Genomic DNA, 6,694 nt, shown 5'->3' on the forward strand with positions numbered 1-6,694 from the left:
GCGGGGCGGCCCCGCGCCCCGGCGCGGCCCCGGCCCGGGGGGGGCCCGCGCGGCCACGGCACACCACTCGACATCCCCGACAGCCTCCGCGTCGCGATCTACACCGAGGAGTTCGCCGCCGACCCGCACGCCGCCTATGCCGATATGCGGGAGCGGTTCGGTTCGCTGGTGCCGGTGTGGCTGGCTCCCGGGGTGCCGGCCACGCTGGTGATCGGGTATTGGACGGCGTTGAAGATCCTGCACGACCCGGAGCATTTCCCGGCCGATCCACGGGTGTGGGAGCGCGACGTTCCGGTGGAGTGCCCGGTGCGGCCGATGATGCAGTGGCGTCCGAACGCATTGCGCAGCAGCGGGGTCGAGCACATGCGGTATCGGGCAGCGACGGTGGATGCGCTCGCTCGGGTGGATCTGCGTAAGACCTTGGCGGCGGTCGAGAAGAGCGCGGCGGGGTTGATCGCGGGGTTCTGTGGTCGGGGTCGGGCTGATCTGCTCAGGGATTTCGCTGCTCCGCTGGTGTTCGAGGTGATCGGGGAGCTGGTCGGTTGTGATGCCGGGATCAGTGGGCGGGCGGCGGCGGGGATGGCGATGATCTTCGACACCAGCGATGCCGCCGCGGGCAACGAGCTGATGGTGCAGGCCTTGGCCGAACTGGTGGCGCGTAAGCGGGTGCGGCCGGGGCGGGACATCACCTCGTGGCTGTTGGCGCATGAGAGCGGGTTGTCCGATGAAGAAGCGGTGCACCAGTTGGTGACGCTGTATGGGGCGGCGAGTGAGCCGTTGACGAATCTGATCGTGAACACGTTGGCGTGGATGATGACGCACCCGGAGTTCGGGGGTGAAGTCGTGGGTGGGTCGGTGTCGACGCGGGATGCGTTGACGCAAGTGTTGTTCCGTGATCCGCCGATCGCGAATTTCTGTATGTCGTATCCGCGTCAGCCGCAGTTGGTGGAGGGCAGGTGGCTGGCGGCGCATCGGCCGGTGGTGATCGGTCTGGCGGCGTGTAACAACGATCCGGCGGTGGTGGGCGGCAATATTCGGGGCAACGAGTCGCATCTGGGGTTGGGGGCTGGGCCGCACCGGTGTCCGGCGCGGGCGTTGGCGGAGCTGGTCGCGGGGGAGGCGATCGATCAGTTGCTCGACGCTCTGCCGGAGATGACCCCGGTGATTCCGGCCGACGAGCTGCGGTGGCGGCCGGGGCCGTTCCATCGGGCGCTCGAGGAATTGCCGGTCGTCTTCACCCCTGTCGCGCCGCTGACCGTATCCCGCTGAGCGCTACGCCGGTGTGCGCTGTTCCCGCCGAACGCCGTTTCTCAATAAACGAAAAGGCTTTTCCGATGCACGATGCGAATTCCAATTCCGCTTTCTTCACGCTCGATGTCACAGGCGCCGATATTCCCGGTGAGGCCGCCCGGCTCCGCGCACGGGGGCCGCTGGTGCCGGTGGTGCTGCCCGGCGGGGTGCGCGCCTGGGGCGTCACCGACCCGCTATTGCTGCGGGAGCTGTTCGTCGACTGGCGGGTGTCCAAGGACGCCGCGCAGCACTGGCCGCCGTTCATCGCGGGCGAGATCCCGCCGGACTGGCCGTTGATCTCGTGGGTTTCGGTGCGCAACATGCTCACCGCTTACGGCAAGGACCATCAGCGGTTGCGCAAGCTGGTCGGGCCCGCGTTCACCGCCCGCAGGGTGGATGCGCTGCGACCGCAGATCCGGCGGATCGTCACCGAGCTGCTCGACGGGCTGGCCGACCGGCCGGTGGTCGATCTGCGGGAGGAGTTCGCGGCGCAGGTGCCGTTGCGGGTGATCAATGCGCTGATGGGCGTCCCGGCCGATCTGCGCGACGGGCTTCGGCTGTGTGTGGACGAACTGTTCTCCACGGTCCCGCGACGGGATCCGCAGGCGACGCTCGCCGAGATGGTGAGCATCCTGACCACGCTGGTGGCTCGTCGCCGGGCCGAACCGGGCGACGATATGACCAGCCTGCTGATCAGCCGCCGTGACGCGGACGTGGACCGGCTCACCGAAGAGGAACTGATCCACACGCTGCTGCTGGTGATCAGCGCCGGCTACCAGACCACGGTCGATCTGCTCGACCAGGCGATCTGTCAGGTTCTGACCCGGCCCGAACTGCTGATTCGGCTTCGCGTCGGCGCGTTCGGCTGGTCGCATCTGATCGAGGAGACCCTGCGCTACACGCCGCCGGTGGCGAATCTGCCGCTGCGGTACGCGGTGGTCGACATCGATGTGGCGGGCACGCGGATCAAGGCGGGCGAGGCCATTCTCGCGTGCTTCGCGGCCGCCAATCGCGATCCCGGACTGTATGGGGGCGACGCCGACGAGTTCGCTCCGGCTCGCTCGACGAAAGAGCATCTGTCCTTCGGGTACGGGCCGCACTTCTGCCTCGGGGCGCCGCTGGCCAGGTTGGAGGCCGCGGTGGCGCTGCCCGCGTTGTTTCGGCGGTTTCCGGGCATGACGCTCGCTGTCGAGCCGGAGGCGTTGGAGCCGTTGCCGAGCTTCATCTCGCACGGGCATCGGCGGCTACCGGTCCACCTGCACGGAGCGGGCGGCGCGGGCCGGGCGGGCGGGTGAACACGCGACCGGGCGAGCGGGCGCACGGCAGGGGCGGGGACTGCCGTGGCCGCTGAGGACCGACAGCCGGAGGTGTCGCGGCCGGTCGCTGCCGTCATTCCGATCGGCCGGGCACCCGGGACGCTCGGACTCGCGGCCGCCGTCGACAAATTGCGTCACGACAACCCGCATTGGCCCGTGCGGTCACCGGAAGCGGCTGCGGCGGCGCTGCTTCTGCACGACGAGTGCCCGTGGCACTGCTCCACCCGGGTCGCCGCGCTGATCGTCAGCGCGGGGGATTACCAGTACTTCCGCGACCGCGGCGTCATCGACTGAAAGGGCAATTCCTATGGACGGACCTGCGGTTCGGCAATCGGCCGGAAGGACAGCGCTCGGGGTGGTGAATCTCGGTGTCAGCGAGTCGCCGGCCGCCGATCGGCATGTGCTCGCCGAACTCGCCCGTGTTGGCGGTTATCGGCTCGTCGATGTGCTCACTGTGGATGAGCAGACCTATCTGCCGACTTCCTATATCGCCGAGCGGGCTCGGTCGGCTCGGGCCGAGGTGCTGCTCGCGCCGAGTTTCGAGCACTTCGGGGTGTCGGGGCGGGTGCTGCCGCTCGTTGCGGAGTTGGTGGTTCCCGGTGTTTCGCGCTCTGACATCGGACCGGAGCGCCACCGTGAAACGGCTCGGAGACAACGTGATCGGATGTACAAGACGGTTCTCGCCGCGGTCGCCTTGATCGCGTTCGTGATCACTGTGTGGGCGCTGTGGCCCGAGCCGGAGCCGGTGCCGCCACCTGAGTCCGCTGTGATCGTGCTGCCGGATCCGGTCGTCGCGCCGCGGTCGTCGGGCTGACTGACGCCCGGTGGGGGCTCGTCGTGGGAACGTGACGAGCTCCCACGCGCAGCGCCCGAGGTCCGCCCGGAGCAGGCCGGATCGGGCTCGCTGGAGGCCCCACGGGCGCGTAAGTCGTTGCACGCCAAGCGCGGTCGTGATTGGAGGTCGAGCCGAGAATGGTCCACCTGCACTCGAAGTACCTGTTGCCGACCGTCCTGCTCGTCGTGTGTCAGGACGAGAACACCGAACGGTGGGCATGTGGGCCGTTCACCATAGGCCCCCGGTAATGGCCGAGCCTTGTCACCAGACCGCTGGTGCTGGGACCGGACAACGTACCGATTGTCACGGAGGCGGCCGAGGCGGTCGCCGATGTGCCACTCGCGGCGTTGTCGGCGATCACCCATGCCCATCACCCCTGCATAGGTGCGATACTGAAATCGCTGGCAGCCGCCCTGCGGGGCATCGACGACGAAGACGCCGCCATCGTCGCCGAACTCACCGAACTCGGCCTCGGCACCAGCCCGGCCGCCGACACCTGGAGGCAGATGATGTCCGTGGATCTGTCGTTCTTTCGCTCGCAGACCTCTCAGCGCATCCGGGAAGAAGCTCGCGAGGAAGGTAGAGAAGAAGGTCGGGAGGAAGGCCTGGCGACTGGCCAGGCCGTGAGTGTCCTGCGGGTCCTCGATTGCCGAGGCATCGAGGTGGCCGACGCCGACCGTGATCGGATCCTCGGTTGCTCCGACACCGAGACGCTTACTCGATGGCTCGACCGGGCGTTGAGCGCGGGATCGGTCGCCGAAGTATTCGCCGACTGATCCCGTCATACGCTGGTTGGGTGGGTCCTGCATCGACACCGGGCCAGCGGCGCTTGTCGCTGGAGCCGTGCGCATTCTCAGCGCATTTCGGCGCGCTTCACCACGCTTCTCGCCGACGCCGCGACCCGGCGACGCGGCCGCGGGTGCAGAGGGTGGACGCGCCCAGCGGGTGAAATACGTCGGACGAACAACCGATAGTGCGCGGGGCGTGGCGGTGCTCTACTGATTGCCGATCACAGGTAGTCGACACAGGGCGTTGCCTTTCGGGCAAGGCCGGGAGAGATCGAATCGTGAAATCCATGAGAAAAGCCGCCGCGGCTGCCGCGGGCGCCGCACTGATGACCCTGTTCGGCGCGTTCGCGGCGGCGCCCGCGCAAGCCGATCAAGTGCATCCCTATTCCACCTCGCCGTATTTCGGCGGCCAGGTCGTGATCTCCACCGGCCCGGGCACCATCACGATGCGGGCGATCCAGACGACGCCCGGCGCGTTCCCCTACGGATGCTGGGCATCGGCGCGCAACATGGCGACCAACTCCGCGTTCGGCAGCCGCGACCTGGTTCAGGTCTTCCCCCGTATCTGGCAGGCGGAATTCGGCGGGCTGCCCGATGGCCGCTACGAGATCATGCAGCGATGCGCGGACGGCACCAGCCTGCTGCGTGAGCGTTTCGCGATCGTCGACCTCGACGGCGGCGCAGCCGTGCGTCCGGAACAGGAGTCGCCGTTCGTCCCGGACCGGCCCTCCGACGAGACGTGCAGCGCCGAGGTGAGCCGCACATTCCAGGACGGCGGAATCCCGGTGCTGCTGGCGGAGGAAGTGGTGCAGAGACTCTCGAACCTGCCTTTCGGGGAAACCGCCCTCCAGCAACTGTGTCTGCTCTCGGTGCGCACCCCCGAACAGGCCTTCGAGAACTTCTGCAATATCGGCAAGTCGATGATCCCCGCCGACATCGTCTACGCCGGGATCGCGGAGATCGGACGGTCGATGGGTTCGCCACTGGTCACCGAATTCGGTGAGAGTGCGCGCTTGTCCTGGGAACGGCAATGCACCTGATCTGCCCTGTTCGGGGGTGATGTCCTGCTGGTGTCAGGGGAGGTAGGCGTCCAGCTGCTGGATGGCTTCGACCGGGTGCTGGGCGTCGATGGCGGAGGCGATGTCGCGGTAGAACCAGCCTTCGGCGCCGCGGACGAGTTCGCCTGCGAGGAAGCCGTGGGCGGGGTCGTCGAGCAGGTAGTAGGCGAGTTGGCGGCCGGTGACGCCGTCGGTGATGTGGCAGTAGGAGTTCTGGACCTCGTCCATGGTCTGGCCGGTGTAGGAGGTCATGAGGAAGACGACGGCGGTGATCACGGGGGAGATGCGGGTGAGGTCGACGGTGATGGTCTCGTCGTCGCCCTTGCCTTCGCCGGTGGTGGAGTCGCCGAGCAGGCGGACGGCGCCGTCCTGGGAGAACAGCTGGTCGTGGTAGACCACGTCGACCAGTTGGTGGCCCGCGAAGAGCATGGCCGAGGCGTTGAGGTCGATCTCGGAGCGCGAGTGCGTCCATCTGGCTCTGTCGGCCGGGTCCCAGCCCAGCCCCAATGTCACGAATGACAGTCCTGTTTCCGACACGTGCATCCCTCTCGTCGACCGCCCCGACCGAAAAACGTTGTGCGCTCACGCTATACCCTGGCAAATGCTCGCGTACCGCGCATTCGTGCAGCAAACAGTCTGTGGTCCCTGATTCTTCGATCAACTGTGCTTCGTATCCGCTCAGCGGTGCAGAGATTCGGCATCCGGCAGATACCCGGTGCCTCGCGGGTCACGACACCCCGGCGTCGGTCCGGGCGTCGTCCTCGCGGTTCTGCGTAGTGTTCGTCTCTTACACCTATGACACTCCGGGGCAGATCGAGCCCGGGTAGAGGAGGGGCGATGTCGGACTGGAACATTCTGCTGCCGAGCACTTCGCCGTGGGAACTGGTGGTCCGGGGCACCGTGACTTTTCTGGTGCTCATGGCTCTGTTCCGTGTCATCGGACAGCGTGAAGCAGGCGGGCTCGGGCTCACCGACCTGCTCGTCGTGGTGCTGGTGGCCCAGGCGGCCGGGCCGGGGATGCTCGGCGATGCCGCGACGGTGGCCGACAGCATGATCGTGGTGGTGACCATGCTCGGGTGGAGCCTTGTCATCGACGCGCTTGCCTACCGCTGGCCCCGTCTCGCGCGGATCGCCAAAGCCAGGCCGCGGACGCTGATCGCCGACGGACAGCTCAACCGGCGCGTCATGCGCAGGGAATTCATGACCTATGACGAGGTGATGTCGCAGCTGCGGTTGCACGGCATCGCCGAGATCGGCCACGTGAAGCGGGCGTATCTGGAACCCAACGGGATGGTCAGTGTGCTTCCCAGAGACGGGCACCAGAGCATCGACCCGCCGTCGGCTGTTCCCCGCTGAGCTGTGATCAGGCCGAAGGGAATGGTCGCCTCGAAACGGCGCGGGCCGGGC

Annotated in this window: 8 protein-coding genes; 7 read left to right on the forward strand and 1 reads right to left on the reverse strand. The window is 67.5% G+C overall.

What is annotated here, in order from left to right; all coding sequences use genetic code 11:
• The 6 genes from QH283_RS09065 to QH283_RS09090 form a co-directional block, all read left to right on the forward strand.
• On the forward strand, nucleotides 1–1,269 hold a 1,269-nt coding region (locus QH283_RS09065; RefSeq protein ID WP_432420684.1), incomplete at its 5' end, for a cytochrome P450.
• A gap of 65 nt (nucleotides 1,270–1,334) precedes the next feature.
• The gene (locus tag QH283_RS09070; RefSeq protein ID WP_280502571.1) at nucleotides 1,335–2,585 is read left to right on the forward strand and encodes a cytochrome P450 family protein; all 1,251 of its coding nucleotides are present in this window, start codon (nucleotides 1,335–1,337) and stop codon (nucleotides 2,583–2,585) included.
• 45 nt (nucleotides 2,586–2,630) lie between these two features.
• Nucleotides 2,631–2,900, forward strand: a complete 270-nt coding sequence (locus QH283_RS09075) for a hypothetical protein (protein ID WP_280502572.1) — start codon at nucleotides 2,631–2,633, stop codon at nucleotides 2,898–2,900.
• A gap of 61 nt (nucleotides 2,901–2,961) precedes the next feature.
• Complete coding sequence (locus QH283_RS09080) at nucleotides 2,962–3,420, forward strand: hypothetical protein (protein ID WP_280502573.1); 459 nt, start codon at nucleotides 2,962–2,964, stop codon at nucleotides 3,418–3,420.
• A gap of 296 nt (nucleotides 3,421–3,716) precedes the next feature.
• On the forward strand, nucleotides 3,717–4,217 hold the full coding sequence (locus QH283_RS09085) for a hypothetical protein (protein ID WP_280502574.1): 501 nt from the start codon (nucleotides 3,717–3,719) through the stop codon (nucleotides 4,215–4,217).
• Between the two features lie 338 nt (nucleotides 4,218–4,555).
• Complete coding sequence (locus tag QH283_RS09090) at nucleotides 4,556–5,269, forward strand: hypothetical protein (RefSeq protein WP_280502575.1); 714 nt, start codon at nucleotides 4,556–4,558, stop codon at nucleotides 5,267–5,269.
• A gap of 33 nt (nucleotides 5,270–5,302) precedes the next feature.
• Here the strand turns inward: QH283_RS09090 and QH283_RS09095 are convergent, their stop codons facing one another.
• A complete protein-coding gene (locus QH283_RS09095; RefSeq protein WP_432420685.1) occupies nucleotides 5,303–5,830 on the reverse strand; it encodes a TerD family protein in 528 nt (175 codons plus the stop codon).
• Nucleotides 5,831–6,124: 294 nt separating this feature from the next.
• Between QH283_RS09095 and QH283_RS09100 the strand changes: the two genes are divergently transcribed.
• Nucleotides 6,125–6,643 (forward strand): DUF421 domain-containing protein, encoded by a 519-nt coding sequence (locus QH283_RS09100; protein WP_280502577.1) that lies wholly within the window; start codon nucleotides 6,125–6,127, stop codon nucleotides 6,641–6,643.
• Nucleotides 6,644–6,694: the final 51 nt, after the last annotated feature.

The sequence above is a fragment of the Nocardia farcinica genome, assembly GCF_029867845.1.
GTDB lineage: Bacteria > Actinomycetota > Actinomycetes > Mycobacteriales > Mycobacteriaceae > Nocardia > Nocardia farcinica_A.

Coding starts and splice junctions, on each gene's coding strand:
- QH283_RS09090 (WP_280502575.1), top strand. CDS start 4,556: ATGACCCTGTTCGGCGCGTTCGCGGCGGCGCCCGCGCAAGCCGATCAA.
- QH283_RS09095 (WP_432420685.1), bottom strand. CDS start 5,830: ATGCACGTGTCGGAAACAGGACTGTCATTCGTGACATTGGGGCTGGGC.
- QH283_RS09070 (WP_280502571.1), top strand. CDS start 1,335: ATGCACGATGCGAATTCCAATTCCGCTTTCTTCACGCTCGATGTCACA.
- QH283_RS09100 (WP_280502577.1), top strand. CDS start 6,125: ATGTCGGACTGGAACATTCTGCTGCCGAGCACTTCGCCGTGGGAACTG.